General features: G+C 38.5%; 14 protein-coding genes, 6 tRNA genes, 2 rRNA genes and 2 pseudogenes (1 of these 24 cut by a window edge). All 24 read left to right on the forward strand.

The features are described 5' to 3' along the window. Nucleotides 1-1,338, forward strand: a 23S ribosomal RNA gene (locus BGI23_RS00835) (it extends 1,585 nt beyond the left edge of the window). Between the two features lie 101 nt (nucleotides 1,339-1,439). Then, nucleotides 1,440-1,555 (forward strand): 5S ribosomal RNA (rrf, locus tag BGI23_RS00840). 4 nt (nucleotides 1,556-1,559) lie between these two features. Next, nucleotides 1,560-1,635, forward strand: a tRNA-Val gene (locus BGI23_RS00845). A 17-nt stretch (nucleotides 1,636-1,652) separates the two neighbouring features. After that, nucleotides 1,653-1,736: transfer RNA gene (locus tag BGI23_RS00850), tRNA-Tyr, on the forward strand. 65 nt (nucleotides 1,737-1,801) lie between these two features. Then, nucleotides 1,802-1,876, forward strand: a tRNA-Gln gene (locus tag BGI23_RS00855). 5 nt (nucleotides 1,877-1,881) lie between these two features. Beyond that, a tRNA-Lys gene (locus BGI23_RS00860) sits at nucleotides 1,882-1,957 on the forward strand. 5 nt (nucleotides 1,958-1,962) lie between these two features. Continuing rightward, nucleotides 1,963-2,034, forward strand: a tRNA-Gly gene (locus BGI23_RS00865). Nucleotides 2,035-2,044: 10 nt separating this feature from the next. Further along, nucleotides 2,045-2,117, forward strand: a tRNA-Ala gene (locus BGI23_RS00870). 116 nt (nucleotides 2,118-2,233) lie between these two features. After that, complete coding sequence (locus BGI23_RS00875; protein WP_070805072.1) at nucleotides 2,234-3,379, forward strand: glycerate kinase; 1,146 nt, start codon at nucleotides 2,234-2,236, stop codon at nucleotides 3,377-3,379. Between the two features lie 209 nt (nucleotides 3,380-3,588). Next, the gene (gene rocF, locus BGI23_RS00880; RefSeq protein ID WP_044790560.1) at nucleotides 3,589-4,482 is read left to right on the forward strand and encodes an arginase; all 894 of its coding nucleotides are present in this window, start codon (nucleotides 3,589-3,591) and stop codon (nucleotides 4,480-4,482) included. A gap of 248 nt (nucleotides 4,483-4,730) precedes the next feature. After that, nucleotides 4,731-5,552, forward strand: coding sequence for a diadenylate cyclase CdaA (gene cdaA / locus BGI23_RS00885; RefSeq protein ID WP_001115700.1), 822 nt, complete (start codon nucleotides 4,731-4,733; stop codon nucleotides 5,550-5,552). Beyond that, nucleotides 5,545-7,032: a CdaR family protein gene (locus BGI23_RS00890; RefSeq protein ID WP_000359578.1), complete on the forward strand. Its 1,488-nt coding sequence runs from the start codon at nucleotides 5,545-5,547 to the stop codon at nucleotides 7,030-7,032. Before cdaA ends, BGI23_RS00890 begins: the two co-directional genes overlap by 8 nt. Continuing rightward, nucleotides 7,025-8,371, forward strand: a complete 1,347-nt coding sequence (glmM, locus tag BGI23_RS00895; RefSeq protein ID WP_000521474.1) for a phosphoglucosamine mutase — start codon at nucleotides 7,025-7,027, stop codon at nucleotides 8,369-8,371. Before BGI23_RS00890 ends, glmM begins: the two co-directional genes overlap by 8 nt. 286 nt (nucleotides 8,372-8,657) lie before the next feature. Continuing rightward, a complete protein-coding gene (locus tag BGI23_RS00900) occupies nucleotides 8,658-8,843 on the forward strand; it encodes a hypothetical protein (protein ID WP_001208183.1) in 186 nt (61 codons plus the stop codon). Between the two features lie 12 nt (nucleotides 8,844-8,855). Continuing rightward, nucleotides 8,856-10,658, forward strand: coding sequence for a glutamine--fructose-6-phosphate transaminase (isomerizing) (gene glmS, locus BGI23_RS00905; protein WP_000334168.1), 1,803 nt, complete (start codon nucleotides 8,856-8,858; stop codon nucleotides 10,656-10,658). Nucleotides 10,659-10,770: 112 nt separating this feature from the next. After that, nucleotides 10,771-10,989: pseudogene (locus BGI23_RS00910) on the forward strand (transposase); the annotation flags it as partial. Nucleotides 10,990-11,259: 270 nt separating this feature from the next. After that, complete coding sequence (locus BGI23_RS00915) at nucleotides 11,260-11,928, forward strand: hypothetical protein (protein ID WP_001171286.1); 669 nt, start codon at nucleotides 11,260-11,262, stop codon at nucleotides 11,926-11,928. A 261-nt stretch (nucleotides 11,929-12,189) separates the two neighbouring features. Beyond that, nucleotides 12,190-12,999: an alpha/beta fold hydrolase gene (locus BGI23_RS00920; RefSeq protein WP_000029411.1), complete on the forward strand. Its 810-nt coding sequence runs from the start codon at nucleotides 12,190-12,192 to the stop codon at nucleotides 12,997-12,999. A gap of 407 nt (nucleotides 13,000-13,406) precedes the next feature. Next, nucleotides 13,407-14,138: a gluconate operon transcriptional repressor GntR gene (gene gntR, locus BGI23_RS00925; protein ID WP_000167471.1), complete on the forward strand. Its 732-nt coding sequence runs from the start codon at nucleotides 13,407-13,409 to the stop codon at nucleotides 14,136-14,138. Further along, entirely contained in the window at nucleotides 14,131-15,666 is a 1,536-nt protein-coding gene (gntK, locus tag BGI23_RS00930) for a gluconokinase (RefSeq protein ID WP_000100548.1), read from the forward strand. The genes gntR and gntK overlap by 8 nt, the downstream gene beginning before the upstream one ends. A gap of 119 nt (nucleotides 15,667-15,785) precedes the next feature. Then, the gene (gene gntP, locus BGI23_RS00935; protein WP_001131723.1) at nucleotides 15,786-17,132 is read left to right on the forward strand and encodes a gluconate permease GntP; all 1,347 of its coding nucleotides are present in this window, start codon (nucleotides 15,786-15,788) and stop codon (nucleotides 17,130-17,132) included. 243 nt (nucleotides 17,133-17,375) lie between these two features. Further along, complete coding sequence (gndA, locus tag BGI23_RS00940; protein ID WP_000413554.1) at nucleotides 17,376-18,785, forward strand: NADP-dependent phosphogluconate dehydrogenase; 1,410 nt, start codon at nucleotides 17,376-17,378, stop codon at nucleotides 18,783-18,785. A gap of 77 nt (nucleotides 18,786-18,862) precedes the next feature. Further along, a pseudogene (locus BGI23_RS00945) lies at nucleotides 18,863-19,450 on the forward strand (alpha/beta hydrolase family protein); the annotation flags it as partial. A gap of 118 nt (nucleotides 19,451-19,568) precedes the next feature. Then, nucleotides 19,569-20,135 (forward strand): DUF4256 domain-containing protein, encoded by a 567-nt coding sequence (locus tag BGI23_RS00950; RefSeq protein ID WP_044790565.1) that lies wholly within the window; start codon nucleotides 19,569-19,571, stop codon nucleotides 20,133-20,135. The last annotated feature ends 59 nt before the right edge of the window (nucleotides 20,136-20,194 follow it).

Below are 20,194 nucleotides of genomic sequence, written 5' to 3' on the forward strand. Positions count from 1 at the left end.
CCTTATGGAGCGAAGTCTTTGATTCCCCGCTGCCAAGAAAAGCTTCTAGCGAGATAAAAGGTGCCTGTACCGCAAACCGACACAGGTAGGCGAGGAGAGAATCCTAAGGTGTGCGAGAGAACTCTGGTTAAGGAACTCGGCAAAATGACCCCGTAACTTCGGGAGAAGGGGTGCTTTCTTAACGGAAAGCCGCAGTGAATAGGCCCAAGCGACTGTTTAGCAAAAACACAGCTCTCTGCGAAGCCGTAAGGCGAAGTATAGGGGGTGACACCTGCCCGGTGCTGGAAGGTTAAGGAGAGGGGTTAGCGTAAGCGAAGCTCTGAACTGAAGCCCCAGTAAACGGCGGCCGTAACTATAACGGTCCTAAGGTAGCGAAATTCCTTGTCGGGTAAGTTCCGACCCGCACGAAAGGTGTAACGATTTGGGCACTGTCTCAACCAGAGACTCGGTGAAATTATAGTACCTGTGAAGATGCAGGTTACCCGCGACAGGACGGAAAGACCCCGTGGAGCTTTACTGTAGCCTGATATTGAATTTTGGTACAGTTTGTACAGGATAGGCGGGAGCCTTTGAAACCGGAGCGCTAGCTTCGGTGGAGGCGCTGGTGGGATACCGCCCTGACTGTATTGAAATTCTAACCTACGGGTCTTATCGACCCGGGAGACAGTGTCAGGTGGGCAGTTTGACTGGGGCGGTCGCCTCCTAAAGTGTAACGGAGGCGCCCAAAGGTTCCCTCAGAATGGTTGGAAATCATTCGTAGAGTGCAAAGGCATAAGGGAGCTTGACTGCGAGACCTACAAGTCGAGCAGGGACGAAAGTCGGGCTTAGTGATCCGGTGGTTCCGCATGGAAGGGCCATCGCTCAACGGATAAAAGCTACCCCGGGGATAACAGGCTTATCTCCCCCAAGAGTCCACATCGACGGGGAGGTTTGGCACCTCGATGTCGGCTCATCGCATCCTGGGGCTGTAGTCGGTCCCAAGGGTTGGGCTGTTCGCCCATTAAAGCGGTACGCGAGCTGGGTTCAGAACGTCGTGAGACAGTTCGGTCCCTATCCGTCGTGGGCGTAGGAAATTTGAGAGGAGCTGTCCTTAGTACGAGAGGACCGGGATGGACGCACCGCTGGTGTACCAGTTGTTCTGCCAAGGGCATAGCTGGGTAGCTATGTGCGGAAGGGATAAGTGCTGAAAGCATCTAAGCATGAAGCCCCCCTCAAGATGAGATTTCCCATAGCGTAAGCTAGTAAGATCCCTGAAAGATGATCAGGTTGATAGGTTCGAGGTGGAAGCATGGTGACATGTGGAGCTGACGAATACTAATAGATCGAGGACTTAACCATATAATATGAAGCAATGTTATCTAGTTTTGAAAGAATATAAAAAACTTGTTGACTTTCAAAGTTAAATGAGTTACAATAATTCTTGTCTTAAATGAATACAGTCTGGTAATGATGGCAGAGAGGTCACACCCGTTCCCATACCGAACACGGAAGTTAAGCTCTCTAGCGCCGATGGTAGTTGGGACCTTGTCCCTGTGAGAGTAGGACGTTGCCAGGCAAATGGAGGATTAGCTCAGCTGGGAGAGCACCTGCCTTACAAGCAGGGGGTCGGCGGTTCGATCCCGTCATCCTCCACCATATATATTTTAAATGTCGGAGGGGTAGCGAAGTGGCTAAACGCGGCGGACTGTAAATCCGCTCCTTCGGGTTCGGCAGTTCGAATCTGCCCCCCTCCACCATTTTCTTTAAAATAACCTGAGAGGGTTTATTTTTTTGAAAAGATAACCATACTAGTAAATATTAATGGGCTATAGCCAAGCGGTAAGGCAACGGACTTTGACTCCGTCATGCGCTGGTTCGAATCCAGCTAGCCCAGCCATTTACGAGCCATTAGCTCAGTTGGTAGAGCATCTGACTTTTAATCAGAGGGTCGAAGGTTCGAGTCCTTCATGGCTCACCATTTTCGCGGAAGTAGTTCAGTGGTAGAATACAACCTTGCCAAGGTTGGGGTCGCGGGTTCGAATCCCGTCTTCCGCTTAATTACTAAGGGGCCTTAGCTCAGCTGGGAGAGCGCCTGCCTTGCACGCAGGAGGTCAGCGGTTCGATCCCGCTAGGCTCCATCTAATAGAGAAAGCTTACATCATATGATGTAAGCTTTTTTTGTGTTTAAAAAGACAACTTTCATACTTGTCATTTAAAATGGAGAAAACGTGAAAATAAAGGGTGGGGGATAATTATGAAAGTTGTTATTGCATCTGATTCATATAAAGAAAGCTTAACAGCTATAGAAGTATGTGAAGCTATTGAAAGAGGTTTTGGAGCAATTTTTCCTAAAGCAGAGTACGTAAAAATACCAATTGGAGATGGAGGGGAAGGAACGGTCGATTCCCTTGTTGATGCTACAAGCGGGAGGATTATATCATTTCATGTGACAGGACCGCTTAGAGAGAGCGTACAAGCCTTTTACGGTATGTCTAAAGATAAAAAGACAGCGTTTATTGAAATGGCAGCAGCATCAGGTTTACAACACGTTCCGGCTAAAAAGCGAAACCCACTTATTACGACGACGAAAGGAACAGGAGAACTTATACTACATGCGCTAGACGAAGGAGCTGAGCATATCATTTTAGGACTTGGGGGAAGTGCTACAAATGATGGAGGAGCGGGTATGTTGTCAGCTTTAGGAGTCAGGTTTATAAATAGAAAAGGAGAAGTAATAGAGCCGTCTGGTGGAACGTTACATTCGATTGTCTCTATTGATTTTTCACAAATGGATTCACGCTTAAAGCATATAAAGATAGAAGCAGCATGTGATGTAGATAATCCGTTAGTTGGAATAAAAGGAGCATCTTTCGTATTTGGACGACAAAAGGGTGCGGAGGAAGAGATGATGAAAGAGCTGGATGAGAATTTAAAGCATTATGCGCATATCCTTAAACAATACCTATTTTGCGACGTATCTAAAATACCTGGTGCAGGAGCTGCAGGAGGTATGGGAGCAGCTGTTAGTGCAGTGCTAAAGGGAAACTTGCGGAGAGGAATTGAAATTGTATTAGATTATACAAATTTTGATAAGCATATAGAAGGTGCAGATTTAATTATAACTGGCGAAGGGAGAATAGATGAACAAACAGCATATGGAAAGGCCCCAGTAGGTGTTGCGGAGCGTGCAAAGCGTCTTCATATTCCTGTCATTGCGATTGGGGGATCAGTATCTCCGAATTACTCGGCTGTTCATGAAAAAGGAATTGACGCAGTATTTAGTATTACAACAAGTCCGATGACATTAGAGGAGGCATATAAAGTAGCAGAAGAGAATATCGAAATGACAGCAAAGAATATTGCAGCAGTGTGGAAAATAGCATCAGAAAAACACTTCTAAATGCGGGAGTGTTTTTTATTATTATCTAATAATAATGATGGTAGTTGTTTCATTAAGTTAACTTTATACATAGAATAGTCTTAACATTTGGATTTTTAGGTGGATATAAGTGAATAATTTGTATATCCATACAGAAAAATGTCGAGTTGAGTCAGACTATATAAAAGATTTAAAATATTTAGTGAAGGCACAGAAGGGGGATACTATCTATGAAAAAAGAAATTTCAGTTATTGGAGTTCCAATGGATTTAGGGCAGATGCGTCGTGGCGTTGATATGGGACCGAGCGCAATCCGTTATGCAGGTGTAATTGAAAGAATTGAAGAAATTGGATATGACGTTAAAGATATGGGAGATATATGTATAGAGAGAGAAAAAGAAGTAGAGGTAAATACAAGCTTAAGAAACCTTACACAAGTTGCAACTGTATGTAACGAATTAGCAAGTAAGGTGGATCATATTATAGAAGAAGGGCGTTTTCCACTTGTATTAGGTGGCGATCATAGTATCGCTATCGGTACATTAGCTGGTGTTGCGAAACATTATAAAAACCTAGGTGTTATTTGGTATGATGCACATGGTGATTTAAATACAGAAGAAACTTCACCATCTGGAAATATTCACGGTATGTCACTTGCAGCAAGTTTAGGGTATGGACATCCCACGCTTGTAGATTTATACGGGGCATATCCAAAGGTGAAAAAAGAGAATGTTGTAATTATCGGTGCACGTGCATTAGATGAAGGAGAAAAAGACTTTATTCGAAATGAAGGTATTAAAGTATTTTCAATGCACGAGATTGATCGTATGGGTATGACGGCTGTTATGGAAGAAACAATCGCGTATTTATCTCATACTGATGGTGTGCATTTATCATTAGATTTAGATGGTCTTGATCCTCATGATGCACCAGGAGTTGGAACACCTGTAATTGGTGGCTTATCTTATCGTGAAAGTCATTTAGCAATGGAGATGTTAGCGGAAGCTGATATTGTTACATCTGCCGAGTTTGTTGAGGTAAATACGATTTTAGATGAGCGAAATAGAACGGCAACAACAGCGGTTGCTTTAATGGGTTCTTTATTCGGTGAAAAACTAAAATAAATGTAAGAAAAGCAACTGAGAAGTTGCTTTTTTTATTTGAAAATAGGCGTATAATAATGATTTATATTATACTGTACGATAAGAATGTTTGACATCTTACCAATTTAGACTAAAGGGGGTTGTTTGTAATTGTCGTTTGTTTCATGTATGGTATAATTAACTAGTTGTTGGAAATACATACAGATAGAGCATAAAACAATATTTCAATATATGGATAGAATTGCTCGTAAGTAGGAGGAAGGGTTAGCATGCCTTTTGAAGATACGACCATTTTGAAATATCTTAGTACGGCATTAGATATTGCCGTTGTATGGTTTATTATATATAAGCTAATTCTCATAATCCGAGGGACGAAAGCTGTTCAACTTTTAAAAGGGATTACAGTTATTATTGTCGTTCGGATGATCAGTATTTTCCTTGAATTGCGAACGCTATATTGGCTAACTGAACAAGTATTAACGTGGGGATTTTTAGCCGTTATTATTATTTTCCAGCCAGAATTGCGAAGAGCGCTTGAGCAGCTAGGACGCGGGAGTTTATTTTCGCGTACTGGAACTCACGAGGATGATGAGCCTGAAATGGTTGCAACAGCGATAGCGAAAGCAACGGAATATATGGGAAAACGTAGAATTGGTGCATTAATTACCTTGTCAAAAGAGACCGGTATGGGTGATTATGTAGAAACGGGTATTCCGCTAAATGCAAACGTATCATCGGAATTACTCATTAATATTTTCATTCCAAACACACCTCTTCACGATGGAGCAGTAATTATGCAAGGAAGTACCATTAAAGCAGCAGCTTGCTATCTTCCGTTATCGGAAAGTCCATTTATTTCTAAAGAGTTAGGAACTAGGCATCGCGCTGCAATGGGAGTTAGTGAAGTTACTGATAGTATTACAGTAGTTGTGTCGGAAGAAACAGGCCAAATTTCTTTAACGAAAAATGGTAAGTTGCATCGTGATTTGAAGACAGAACAACTGAAAGATATGTTGTTAGCTGAATTTAGTGCGAACGAAAAAACGACTTCTTCGTCTTTATGGAATTGGAGGAGAAAGCGTCATGGATAAGTTAATGGAGAATCATTGGTTTTTAAAGGGGATCTCATTACTATTGGCGTGTATGCTTTTTATGTCAGCGACTTTAACTGAAAAAAATACGACATCGGGGATACTACCTTTTGCAAATGATGCGAAAGAAACATTAACTAATTATGCTATTAACGTTAAGTATGATGAAGAGAAATATATTGTAAGTGGTATTCCGGCAGAGGGCGTTAAGGTGAAGTTAGAGGGTCCAAAAGCAGCAGTTGCTACGGCAAAAGCGAAAAAACAATTTGATATACCAGTTGATTTGAGAGGCAGCGAAAAAGGAACGTATGAAGTTTCTTTGAAAACGAATGGACTTCCAGATGATGTGAAAGGAACAGTTCAGCCATCAACAATTAAAATTACTCTTCATGAAAAAGCGAGAAAATATGTTCATGTAGACTTGAAATTATCAAATGAGGATCAAATGCCAGCTGGTGCTACTCTCGAAAAATCAAATATTAAACCTGATACGGTTGAGGTAGTTGGGACGAAAGAAGAAATTGAAAGTATTTCATCTGCTAAGGCGTATGTTGATTTAAAAGGTGTTAATAAAACTGTTACAAAAACAGCCGAAGTTACATTATACAATAAAGAAGGCAAACGTTTAAATGTAAGAACAAGTCCATCTAAAATTAGTGTAACGTTGAATGTGGCGACGCAAGCTACGGCCAATAATACTGAAAAAACTGTTCCTATAACATATGCGAAAAAGGGGAGTTTACCGGAAGGATTGGCCGTTACAAATATTAGTGTTGAGCCGAGAGAAGTAACGATAGCAGGTCCAAAAGATATATTGGATAATATACAATCGATAGAGGGGGTCGAAGTAGATCTTAGTCAATTGACAGAGTCTACAACATTCGATACCTCTGTTTTATTACCAAAGGGTGTAACAAGTGCGAAGCCAAATCAAGTAAAGGTTTCAGTAGGTGTACAAAAAACAAAACAAACGAAAACAAGAACGATTGATGGTATATCAATTCAAAAAAATGGACTTTCTAAAGACGTTACGGCCCAGTTACTTTCGCCGCAAGATGGGAAGATAAGCGTTGATATTTCAGGAGAAACAAGTATAGTAGATAAAATAACAGCTGCTCAAATAACAGCAGTGATTAATCTACAAAATGTGTCTCCTGGGACGAAGGATGTTGCTATTCAAGTGAGTGGCCCTGGTAATATTTCAATAGAGCCAAAACAAAAAAGTGCTAAAGTTACAATTGTGAAGAAAGAAAATCCCGATAAAGAAGTACAGGGTAACGGTGAGCAACCAAATTCAAATAATAATAAAGATAATCAAACTGAAAAACCAAAAAATCCTGAACCTGAACCTAAGCCTGATCCAGAAAAGGAAAAGGAAAAGGAGAAGGAATCGGAACAAAATAAAGATAAAGAAACTAGCCAAGAGCCAACAGTAGATAATCAAAAAGAGCCAGAAAAAGGAGCGAATCATAATGGGTAAATATTTTGGTACAGATGGAGTACGCGGGGTTGCGAATAAGGAGTTAACACCTGAATTAGCGTTCAAAATTGGACGTTTTGGTGGTTATGTATTAACAAAAGATACAGACCGTCCAAAAGTAATTATTGGCCGTGATACACGTATATCAGGACATATGTTAGAAGGAGCTTTAGTAGCAGGTCTATTATCAACTGGAGCAGAAGTAATGCGTCTTGGTGTTATTTCTACACCAGGTGTTGCTTATTTAACGAAAGCGTTAGATGCACAAGCTGGTGTTATGATTTCTGCATCTCATAATCCAGTACAAGATAACGGAATTAAATTCTTCGGTTCAGACGGTTTTAAATTAACAGATGAGCAAGAAGCAGAAATTGAAGCTTTATTAGACAAAGAAGTGGATGAATTACCACGTCCAACAGGTACGAACCTTGGGCAAGTGAGTGATTATTTTGAAGGTGGACAAAAGTATTTACAATACATTAAACAAACTGTAGAGGAAGATTTCTCAGGTTTACATATCGCTTTAGATTGTGCGCATGGTGCTACGTCTTCTTTAGCTCCGTACTTATTTGCTGATTTAGAAGCTGATATTTCAACAATGGGAACTTCACCAAACGGTATGAACATTAACGATGGAGTAGGTTCTACGCATCCAGAAGTATTAGCTGAATTAGTAAAAGAAAAAGGTGCTGATATTGGTCTTGCTTTCGATGGTGATGGTGACCGTTTAATCGCTGTAGATGAAAAAGGAAACATTGTTGATGGCGATCAAATTATGTTTATTTGTGCAAAGTACATGAAAGAAACTGGTCAACTAAAGCATAATACAGTTGTTTCAACAGTTATGAGTAACTTAGGTTTCTACAAAGCACTTGAAGCTAACGGTATTACAAGTGATAAAACAGCAGTTGGTGACCGCTACGTAATGGAAGAAATGAAGCGCGGAGGTTACAACTTAGGTGGAGAACAATCAGGCCATATTATCTTACTTGATTACATTACAACTGGTGATGGAATGTTAAGTGCACTTCAACTTGTAAACATTATGAAAATGACGAAAAAACCATTATCTGAGCTTGCAGGAGAAATGACAAAATTCCCGCAATTACTAGTAAACGTTCGTGTGACAGATAAAAAACTAGCACTAGAAAACGAAAAAATTAAAGAAATTATTCGTGTTGTAGAGGAAGAAATGAATGGTGATGGCCGCATTCTTGTTCGTCCATCTGGAACAGAACCACTTATTCGTGTAATGGCAGAAGCACCAACACAAGAAGTTTGTGATGCATATGTACATCGCATTGTAGAAGTTGTGAAAGCGGAAGTTGGCGCTGAATAATTTAATAAATTTATTGAAAAGGAGCACAATAAGTGCTCCTTTTTCATATGTTTTATAGATGGTGAAAAAATTTTCATTGACGGTTTATCCATGTTTGTTATAAGATGGTCTTGTTCTTTTTCTCAAAGGAAATATTGTAAATTATAGAAGCGCCAGAACTACAAGTAGTGTAGTTGACGAGGTGGGGTTTATCGAGATTTCGGCGGATGGCTCCCGGTTGTTCATCACAACCGCAAGCTTTTACTTAAATCATTAAGGTGACTTAGTGGACAAAGGTGAAAGTGTGATGAGAGAAAAGGAACGGATACAAACTAGCTGTATAAGTATATACGGACTTAAACCCAATCGAGAGGAAGGTGAAAGCCGTTACAAGCTTACAGGGCTAGCAATATGTAATCCGTTTTTTAGTATAAATAAAAATGGTATCGGACTATGTCGTTACATGTTCGCAGAGCAGTGTAAGCATTTGTAACGGCGACTAAACATGTGTGGAATCGTAGGATTTATTGGAGAGCAAGATGCAAAGGAAATTTTATTAAAAGGTTTAGAAAAGCTAGAATATCGTGGATATGATTCAGCAGGTATTGCAGTACAAGCAGAGAACGGTGTTGTTGTATACAAAGAAAAAGGCCGTATTGCAAAACTTCGCGAAATCGTAGATGAGAACGTAGCAACAAGCGTGGGGATCGGTCACACACGCTGGGCTACACATGGTGTTCCGAGCAAAGTAAACGCGCATCCGCATCAAAGTACATCAAAGCGTTTTACACTAGTTCATAACGGTGTAATTGAAAACTATGAGTTAGTGAAGAAGGAATATTTACAAGATGTAACGTTCGTAAGTGAAACGGATACAGAGGTTATCGTACAGCTTATGGAACAACAAGTGAGCACAGGACTAAGTGTAGAAGAAGCGTTCCGTAATACGCTATCTCTTTTACATGGCTCTTATGCAATCGGATTACTTGATGCTGAAAATCCAAACATGATTTATGTTGCTAAAAACAAAAGCCCGCTATTAGTAGGTGTTGGTGACAACTTTAATGTTGTGGCGAGCGACGCTATGGCGATGTTACAAGTTACAGATCAATTTATTGAATTAATGGATAAAGAAATTGTAATTGTAACGAAAGAAAGTATTACAATTAAAAACTTACAAGGTGAAACGATTGAACGTGCACCGTTTACAGCGGAATTAGACGCAAGTGATATTGAAAAAGGAACATACCCTCATTTCATGCTTAAAGAAATCGATGAGCAACCACTTGTTATCCGTAATATAATTCAAAAGTACCAAGATGAAAATGGCGAGATTGAATTAGATCAAGACATCCGCAATGCGATTTTAGATAGCGATCGTATTTACATCATTGCATGTGGAACAAGTTATCATGCAGGTCTTGTTGGAAAACAATTTATCGAGAAGTTTGCAAAAATGCCAGTTGAAGTGCATGTAGCAAGTGAATTCTCTTATAACATGCCATTATTAACAGAAAGACCATTCTTTATTTACATTTCACAAAGTGGTGAAACAGCTGATAGCCGTGCAGTACTTGTACAAACAAATGAAATGGGTCATAAAGCATTAACAATTACAAACGTACCTGGTTCTACACTTTCTCGTGAAGCAGATTATACACTTCCGTTATACGCGGGACCAGAAATCGCCGTTGCATCAACGAAAGCTTACACAGCACAGCTTGCAGTACTTTCAATTTTAGCTGCAGATATTGCTAAAGCAAAAGGTGAAGTTCTTGGTTTTGACTTAACACACGAACTAGGACTTGTAGCAAATGCAATGGTACAACTTTGTGATCAAAAAGAAGAAATGGACGCTTTAGCAAAACAATTTTTAGCAACAACTCGTAACTGTTTCTTCATCGGACGTAGCGTAGACTTCTACGTAGGATTAGAAGGCGCGTTAAAACTAAAAGAAATCTCTTACATCCAAGCAGAAGGATTTGCTGGAGGAGAATTAAAACACGGTACAATCGCCTTAATCGAAAATGGTACACCAGTTATCGCACTTGCTACACAAGAGCACGTAAACCTTGGAATTCGTGGTAACGTGAAAGAAGTAGTAGCACGAGGAGCTAACCCATGTATCATCTCAATGAAAGGCTTAGAAATGGAAGGTGACAGCTTCGTATTACCAGCTGTACATGAAGCACTAGCACCGTTAGTAGCAGTTATTCCATTACAACTTATCTCATACTACGCAGCACTTCACCGTGAGTGTGACGTTGATAAGCCACGTAACTTAGCTAAGTCTGTTACGGTTGAGTAGGAGATTAGTAGGTTAGTAAATATAGTTGTGGATTTGAAATAAAGTCGCGATGTTTTAAAAAAAGTTGTGATGCTTCACCCCTTTAGATATGATTATCTAAAGGGGTGTTTTTATGTCTAAAAGAAAAAGAACACCTGAAATTGAAAAGTGGATAAAAGAAGGTCGTGGTTCAGGTATCGGTATAAATTATAAAACATGGCTGAAAATTCAAGATGTATCCTCTCTAGGTCGTTCAACTCGTTTAAAAGGAATAAAAATGAGTAGGTAACATGAATTTTTATCGGATTTAGAACAAAAATATTTTTATTTAAATGAATATTCAGATTTTATTAAGAGAGAAATTATTTAAGAGGTTATTGAAGTGAGGAAATATCCGAAAGTTTATTTTGAGAGATCTGTCAATTTTTATTCTGAATATTATAGAAAAAAAAGAGTTGTTTCGTAATAAAATTAGAGTAGATTTAAATAGCATTTACTGATGAATTGCATTAATTTGTAAAGATGAATAAATTTCAAAATAATTGTACTTTACTTGAAGGTATGATGGTGAAAACGGGTGCGAAAAAAGCTTGGTCAACAGTAGCGGGGTGGTTTAATTAACATGCAAAAAAATATAGATTTTAATAAGAAAGCTTTTGAATACTATATGGCTGTTTATGCTGCACAGGATATAAGATCGACCATTATTACTCTTGTTATTGGGATAGCAGACATATTTGTTCTTGCGCCTGCTTTTGCGAATCCTTTTCGATTATTGTATGTATATATAGTGGCTCCTCCGATTATCTTTTTGAACTTATGGGCGATATGGATTATTATCAATCCTCGGAAACGGCAATTACAATACACTCTATTTCGAGGAGTATTTGGTATCGTATGTTCAGTAGGATTATTGGTTATAGCTCAAAAATTTGCATATGAAATGTTAGAATTACAAACGCCAATTTATTTTATTTTTTCATTTGGTTTATATAGTTTTGCTTTGTATCATTATTATAAAAATCATATTAAAAAACTTCAGGAACCAAGAAAAAAGTCAAAATCATCGAAAGGAATGGGGGGCATAGGAGCAGTTGCTTTTGTAGGATTAGGGCAACTTATTGCTAACATCAGTCTTGGTTTTGCAACACAACAGATGGTGGCAATTGTATTAATGTGTGTATACTCAATGCTTTCGCTTATTTTGTTTCATTTCATTATGGAACTTCATAGATATTATTATTTACGGAAGCATATAGAAAGTGGAGGGAAAACACATAGAGCCTTTTAAAGAGGGTTTGTTGAACCTTGATTATATAATTGCATTCCTCTTTTGGATAAGAAACCATTTTGATTAGACTTTTTCAAAATGGTTTCTTTTTATTCATCATAGAATACGGTTTAACACAATATTTTTAATCAAACTTTATTTTAAAGCCACACATTGCTTTTTCTTATGGTAAATTTGTTTCTTAGTTATTTCCTGCATTTTATATCGTTCACCAATTATGTAATGTTAAGGGAGATGACAAAAGAAAGGAAGAATGTACAAATGAGTATAGTAAAAAACGGAACATTGCAAGTAATTGGAGCAAGCATCTATTATGAGGTGCGTGGCTCGGGTCCAATTCTTCTTTTGATTCATGGTGGGGGTGGTGATGCCGACAAGTTCCATAATATCGCCGACCATCTTGCTAAGTGGTATACCGTTGTTACTTACGATCGTCGTGGTCATTCCCGTAGCAATCTCGTCAATAAAAATGAGGATTACCATGTGCACACGCATAGCGAAGATGCTCATCGGTTGCTAGCTAATCTGACCAAAGAACCGGCTTATGTATTCGGAAGTAGTTCTGGTGCTGTTATCGGACTTGATTTGTGCATACGTCATCCTGAGCAGGTACAGTTACTAATTCCACACGAACCGGTTTTATTACAACTTTTATCTGAAAATGAGTTGAAGCAGGCTATAAATTTCATGGAAGACCTTAAAGGGAATCATCAAAGTGAGGTCATGAAGTTATTGTCAAATATTGATGATAGTAATTCCGAACCATCGAAGGATATGCTAACAGAGCGACTACTTGGCAATTCGATGTATTTCACTGAGTATGAAATCCCGGGAATTCTCAGCTATACTTTAAATATCGATGCATTAAAGTCCCTATTAAAACCTGCATCGATACAGGTACGTCCAGCTGGTGGAAGTATTTCAAGAGAAACTTTTCCTTATCATTGCGCATTCAACTTAGCAGAACACCTCGGAACAGAATTCGCAGAGTTTCCAGGACATCATGTGGGTTATAACACAGTGCATCATAAAGAGTTTGCTGAGAGGTTACATGATGTTATTGAGAATTAATCGGGAAGCTATCAATGAGCAGTGTATAAACACAATAGTGCGAATAGATATTCATGGAGTTACAAGACAATACGTAATTTAGGGTTTTGTCTATATGTCTAAATTAATTTCAAAGCATCAGCAGAATATGAACAACTAAAAAAGCAGCTACCTCTCCATTTAAAGGTAGCTGCTTCTTTTTACATAGATTCTATAATTATTTGTCTTTCATACCACTTGTTTCGTTTTCCATTTCCTAAATCTTCTTTATCAACAATAATAGTTTTGGGGTGACTTGATTTGTTAGCTTAATAATTATGGGCTTTCCTCTAATAGAACCAACGCGAACAATAAAAGCGCTTGCATAATTAAAAATCCGAGTTATAATACTTGTATACAAGTATACTTGATTAACACGAGGTGGGTTTATGACGAAATCAATGGAATTTCTTTATCCTGAAAAATGGCTTTCAAAAGCTTCTACAGGTGATCGTGTTGCGAGCGAATTGAGAATGCGCATTATTGCAGGTGCAATTGAAAGCGGTACCATCCTGTCAGAAAATAAAATAGCTGCCGATTTTTCTGTAAGTCGGTCACCCGTTCGTGAAGCATTAAAATTACTAGCTTCTGAAAATATTATTCGCTTAGAAAGAATGGGCGCAGTTGTCATTGGTTTAACCGAGAAAGAAATTGAAGAAATATATGATGTTCGTTTACTTATAGAAACGTTTATCTTTGAGCGACTTGGAAAGATGGACACAAATGATTTAGTAAGAGAACTAAATAAAATAATGGAAATGATGAAAATCGCCATTAAGTATCATGATTCTGATGAATTTTCTTATCAAGATCTCTTATTCCATGAAACGATTATTCGAACCATTGAGCATTCCTACATCCTGATGATTTGGAATAATTTAAAGCCTGTTATGGAAAGCTTAATCCTTTTATCAATGCGTACTCGTTTCAAGGAAAAGTACGAAGACTTTGAACGGATTATTAAAAATCATGAGCTTTATATAAAAGCAATCGAATCAAAAGATCGAGCCCTCATGATTAAGGCCTTACATCAAAACTTTGATGATGTTCAAGGGAAAGTCGAAGACCTCTGGATGTCACAACAAATGTTATCTAAAGGAGTTGAGCAAGGACATGAGTAGCTATATGTTAGGTATAGATATCGGTACAACAAGTACGAAAGCAGTTTTATTTACTGAAAAAGGCGAAGTCATTCAAACTGAGAATATTGGTTATCCACTTCGCACACCGGATATATCCACAGCGGAACAAGATCCAGAAGAGATTTTTCAAGCAGTTTTACAAGCAATATCAAATATAACGAAACAGCATTCAGATAAAAACCCATCGTTTATTTCATTTAGCAGTGCTATGCATAGTGTCATTGCCATGGATGAAAATGATCAGCCGCTGACACCTTGTATCACTTGGGCAGATAATCGCAGTGAAGCATGGGCACATAAAATCAAAGATGAACTGAATGGCCATGCAGTTTATAGACGAACAGGAACACCTATTCACCCAATGTCACCATTAAGTAAAATTACATGGATTGTGAATGACCATCCGGAAATTGCTATTAGAACGAAAAAATATATTGGAATCAAAGAATATATCTTCAAAAAATTCTTTGATCAATATGTTGTTGATCATTCCATCGCCTCGTGCATGGGTATGATGAACTTAAAAACGCTAGATTGGGATGAGGAAGCTTTAAAAATTGCTGGTATAACATCAGCTCAATTATCTAAACTCGTACCAACCACCAAAATATTCAGCAACTGCAATCCAGATTTAGCCCAAAAGATTGGTATCGATTCCCAAACGTCGTTTGTCATTGGTGCCAGTGATGGGGTGCTTTCTAATCTAGGTGTGAACGCAATTCGGAAAGGGGAGATTGCTGTCACAATTGGAACAAGTGGTGCTATTCGGACCATCATTGATAAACCACAAACAGATAAAAAAGGAAGAATATTTTGTTATGCCTTAACCGAAAAACATTGGGTAATTGGTGGACCGGTAAACAATGGAGGGATGGTCCTTCGCTGGATTCGTGATGAACTTGCTTCATCAGAAGTAGAAACTGCGAAAAGACTAGGAATTGATCCATACGATGTATTAACTAAAATAGCAGAACGCGTGAGACCTGGTGCAGACGGATTATTATTCCATCCGTACCTCGCAGGGGAACGTGCACCATTATGGAATCCAGATGTACGTGGCTCCTTCTTCGGTTTAACGATGTCACATAAGAAGGAACATATGATTCGTGCAGCTTTAGAAGGTGTTATATATAATTTATACACTGTATTTTTAGCATTAACAGAATGCATGGATGGTCCTGTAACTCGTATTCAAGCAACAGGCGGCTTCGCAAGGTCTGACGTTTGGCGACAGATGATGTCCGATATTTTCGCATCTGAAGTCGTTGTTCCAAAGAGCTACGAAAGCTCTTGTCTAGGTGCATGTATATTAGGTCTCTATGCCACAGGAAAAATTGATTCTTTTGAAATCGTTTCCGAAATGGTTGGCAGTACCTACAAACATACACCGAAAGAAGAAGCAACAAAAGAATACAGACAATTACTGCCTATATTTATTAACCTATCAAGGGCACTAGAAGATGATTATACACGAATTGCAAATTATCAAAGAAATTTAATAAAGTAAAACTTTCATCAGTAATCTCCCATGCCTCGCTTCTATCTAAATCTCGAGGTGGTGGGGGCCTTACTGCCCACGAATAGCGGGATCAATACAAATACAGCTAAGATTAGGGGGGAACTACGATGCCATTAGTCATTGTAGCAATTGGGATTTTAGCATTACTTTTACTGATTATGCGCTTTAAATTAAATACCTTTATTTCATTAATCATTGTATCCGTCGGGGTTGCGTTAGCACTTGGAATGCCACCAGAAAAGATTTTTAAAACCATTGAAGCGGGATTAGGCGGAACACTTGGGCACTTAGCACTCGTTTTTGGACTTGGTGCGATGTTAGGTAAGTTGCTTTCAGATTCTGGGGGTGCACAACGCATTGCCATGACCCTTGTGAAAAAATTTGGTGAAAAGAACATTCAATGGGCTGTTGTGACTGCCTCATTTATTATCGGGATTGCATTATTTTTTGAAGTAGGATTAGTATTATTAATTCCGATTGTATTTGCAATTTCAAGAGAATTAAAAGTTTCTATCTTATATCTCGGTATTTCGATGGCAGCTGCTTTATCTGTAACACACGGATTTTTACCACCACATCCAGGACCAACTGCTATCGCTGGTGAATTGCATGCAAACATCGGTGAAGTATTACTTTACGGTTTTATGATAGCGGTTCCAACGGTTGTGTTAGCTGGACCTGTATTTACTAAACTTGCAAAAAAACTAGTACCTGAGGCGTTCACAAAAACCGGTAATATACAATCATTAGGTGAGCAGAAAGTATTTAAACTTGAAGAAACTCCTGGTTTTGGAATCAGTGTTTTTACCGCTTTACTGCCTGTTCTTTTAATGGCAGTCGCTACAATTATTACTTTGTTGCAAAAAACAATGGGATTCAAAGATAATAGTTTACTAGCAACGATCGAGTTTATTGGGAATGCGGATACTGCCATGTTGATATCCTTACTAGTTGCGATCTATACAATGGGATTGGCAAGAAATATTCCAATCAAAAACGTGATGGAATCTTGTACAACAGCGATCTCGAATATTGGGATGATGCTCTTAATTATTGGTGGAGGCGGCGCTTTCAAACAAGTATTAATTGATGGCGGCGTTGGTAACTATGTAGCCGAATTATTCAAAGGAACTTCATTATCACCGATCTTGCTCGCATGGATTATCGCTGCCATCTTACGTATTTCATTGGGGTCTGCTACGGTTGCTGCATTAACAACTGTCGGTTTAGTGATTCCGATGTTAGGTCAATCTGATGTTAACCTTGCTTTAGTTGTCCTTGCAACAGGGGCTGGTAGTTTAATTGCTTCACACGTGAACGATGCTGGTTTCTGGATGTTCAAAGAGTACTTTGGTTTAAGCATGAAAGAAACATTTGCAACATGGACTTTACTTGAGACTATCGTTTCTGTAGCCGGATTAGGGTTTACTTTATTATTAAGTTTATTTGTATAGATCTTTCTAAACAGTAAAAGGGATACGGAAGCTGTTTAATGTGATTTTTCATGATTGATTAATAAGGATGAAAATTTCTCTTTATTTTTTAACTTGATAGTGATGTGCCGTGTCCCTTTAACCTTTTGCACGAATACTGGCAGAGCCTATTGAAATGAAAAAGTTGGATTATTTGATTAAAATGTTATTTTAGGTATATATACTATAATACAGAGTAACATACATGGAAAGGAACGATAGAATATGGAAAAGTTACAAATTGGAGTTGTTGGTGTGGGCGTTATGGGAAAAAGCCTCGCACTTAACTTTGAGAGTAAAGGGTATTCTGTTGCCCTATATGATATTTCAAAGGAAAAAGTTGATGAAACCATTGAGGAAAACCGTGGTAAAAACTTAGTTGGTACTCATATAGTTGAAGAGTTTGTTAACTCACTCGAATCACCTAGAAAGATTTTATTAATGGTTAATGCGGGAGAAATTACAGATAAAGCGATTGATTCTCTAGTCCCTCACCTCGATAAAGGTGATATTTTAATTGACGGTGGTAATACATACTTTGTCGATACAATTCGCCGAAACAAACGTCTTGCCGAAGAAGGAATCAATTTCATCGGGGCAGGTGTGTCAGGCGGCGAAGAGGGTGCATTGAAGGGACCATCTATTATGCCCGGCGGACAGAAGGATGCATACGAAAAAGTAAAGGATATGCTTGAAAACATCTCTGCAAAAGTGAATAACGAGCCTTGCTGTTCTTATATCGGACCGAATGGGGCAGGACACTATGTAAAGATGGTTCACAATGGTATTGAGTATGGAGATATGCAATTAATTTGTGAAGCATATTTCTTCTTGAAACAAACACTAGATTTGACTGCAGAAGAGTTCCATGAAATATTTGCTGAATGGAATAAAGGTGAACTGAACAGCTATCTAATTGAGATTACAGCCGATATTTTCAAGAAGAAAGATGAAGAAACTGGTAAGCCATTAGTGGATGTTATTCTTGATACTGCAGGACAAAAGGGTACAGGGAAATGGACAAGTCAAAGCGCACTTGATTTAGGTATCTCTCTGCCTATTATCACGGAATCTGTATTTGCACGTTGCATTTCTGCTTTAAAAGAAGAGCGTGTGAACGCAAGCAAAGTTTTATCTGGCCCTAAAGATAAAACAGCAATTGGAGTTGAAAAAGCCGAATTAATTGAAGCGGTGCGCCAAGCTTTATATATGAGTAAAATTTGTTCTTATGCACAAGGATTCACGCAATTGAAGGCAGCTTCTGAGGAATACGATTGGAACCTTGATTTTGGCAGCATTTCTATGCTTTGGAGAGGCGGATGTATTATCCGTGCTGCCTTTTTACAGAACATTAAAGAGGCTTATGAGACTAACATTGACCTACCGAACCTTTTACTTGATCCATACTTTAAAGAAATTGTAGAGTCATATCAAGGTGGATTACGCCAAATTATCTCAATGGCGGTACAACAGGGCATTCCGATACCTGCATTTTCAGCAGCAATTTCTTATTATGACAGCTATCGTACTGCCAAACTACCTGCAAACTTGTTGCAAGCGCAGCGCGATTATTTTGGAGCGCATACGTATAAACGAGTAGATAAAGAAGGTACATTCCATACAAAATGGATATAAAATAATAAATGGACTAAGATTAAATTCTTAGTCCATTTTTCATTCCACAATTCGTAGGCTATAAGACTCCCACTGATGGAAGTTCTGGTTATGGTAATGAATTTTTAAAAGCGAACTACAGAAAACAAGGACTTGCTGATTACGATGATGTTATATCTGGAGTGGATGAACTAGTTGAAAAAGGGATTGTAGATAAAGATAGAGTAGGAGTTATGGGATGGAGTAACGGAGGATATATATCAGCTTTCTGTTCTACATTTAGTAGCAGATTTAAGGCAATTTCAGTTGGGGGCGGAATTACGAACTGGAGTACTCATTACGTAAATACAGATATCCCTTACTTCATTAGGATGCATTTAGGAAATACTCCATGGAATGATCCAGATATATATACGAAAACATCACCAATGACGTATATTAAATCAGCTTGTACGCCTACCTTAATCCAACATGGCGAAAAGGATGCAAGAATTCCAGTTACAAATGCATATGAGCTACATCAAGGATTAAGGGATATGGAAGTTGATACAGAATTAATGATATTTAAAGGAATGGCATATAGTCCTGATCAGCCAGGAATGAATGTAGCTATTATGAAGCAGAATTTGATGTGGTTTTCACATTATATTCTTGGAGAAAGTATGGAGGGTTTTAGTACTATATAATGGATATCCGCACAGGGATTATTCGTTGTGCAATCGGGCCAGATTGTTGTAAACTGCAAGTAAACCATTATTGAGAAGATTTAAGTGGTTATAAGGAAGCTTAATTCGGAGGACGAATATGACAGAGAATAAAAATGAGTTATCTGTAGAACGACGTGAAGAACTATTAAAAGTATTACAAGCCCGTTTTGAGAAAAACATGAACCGCCATGAAGGCCTTGAATGGGCTAAAGTTGAAGCGAAGCTGGCTACTAATAATGAAAAATTGTGGTCACTTAATGAAATGGAAGTAACAGGCGGTGAGCCGGATGTTGTTGGTTATGATGAAGAGAAGGACGAATATACTTTCTATGATTGTTCAAAGGAGAGTCCTAAAGGCCGTAGAAGCCTTTGTTATGATCTTGAAGCGTTAGAATCAAGAAAGAAGCATAAACCAGAAAATAACGCTATTGATGTGGCAGCCGCTATGGGTATTGAACTATTAACTGAAGAACAATATCGAGAGTTACAACAACTTGGAGATTTTGATATGAAATCATCAAGCTGGGTACAAACACCTTTAGATATTAGAGAACTCGGTGGTGCGCTATTTTGCGATTATCGCTTCGGGCATGTTTTCGTGTATCACAATGGGGCAGATTCTTATTATGCTGCCAGAGGTTTTCGTGGCTCGTTAAGAGTTTAAATTTGGAGTAAACAAAAAAGAGCCTATACGCAGGCTCTTTTTCTTATTTATATTTTAAG

Source organism: Bacillus sp. ABP14 (assembly GCF_001831375.1).
Classification (GTDB): Bacteria; Bacillota; Bacilli; order Bacillales; family Bacillaceae_G; genus Bacillus_A; species Bacillus_A paranthracis.